Source organism: Intestinimonas sp. MSJ-38, from assembly GCF_018917925.1.
GTDB lineage: Bacteria > Bacillota > Clostridia > Oscillospirales > Butyricicoccaceae > Pseudobutyricicoccus.
In genome coordinates, this window is the sequence record NZ_JAHLPO010000076.1 from 1 (window position 1) to 785 (window position 785).

Annotated in this window: 1 pseudogene; it reads left to right on the forward strand. The window is 53.1% G+C overall.

Annotation, left to right across the window (positions count from 1 at the left end):
• Positions 1-785, forward strand: a pseudogene (locus tag KQI26_RS15845) (VirB4-like conjugal transfer ATPase); the annotation flags it as partial.

A 785-nucleotide genomic window follows, 5' to 3' on the forward strand; every position in this document is an offset into this window, starting at 1 on the left:
GAACGGCTGCGGCTGTTCCACGATTTCTTCCGGCCCAAGGAGCAGGAATTTTCCTTTGACCTGAAGGACTACATCCGCAAAGGCCATGACTTCAAAGACGCTGTTGCCCCGGAGTGCATTGAGTTTAAGAAAGATCGGTTTGAGCTGGGTGACCAGGTGGGCCGGGTACTCTTTCTTCGGGAGTATGCCAACTTTATCAAAGACGATCTGATTTCCCAGCTGGCCGATCTGCCGAAAAACATGGTGCTGTCTCTGGATCTCATTCCAGAACCCACAGACAAAGCCATAAAGGAAGTGCAGAAGAAGATCATGGCGGTGGAGACCGATATTTCCCGCTGGCAGACCAGGCAGAACATGAACAACCAATTTTCCGCCAATATTCCCTATGAGCTGGAGCAGGCCCGGTCGGTGACCAAGGAAATGATGGATGATATCACCGTTCGGGATCAGCACATGATCCATGGGCTGCTTACGATCACTCATTTGGCTGACACAGAAGAAGAATTGGATGAGGATACCGAAACCATCCGTTCGGTGGCCGGATCGCATGGCAACTGCCAGATCGGCATTCTGAAATGGCAGCAGGAGGATGGGCTGAACACCTGTCTGCCCTACGGCCTGCGGCGGATCGATGTGATGCGCACCCTGACCACAGAATCTGTGGCCGTGATGACGCCTTTCCGCAGCCAGGAGATCCGGCACAAAGGCGGAGTCTACTACGGTGTCAATGCCGTGTCTCATAATCTGATCCTTTGCAATCGGGAAGAGCTGCTCAATGGAAACGG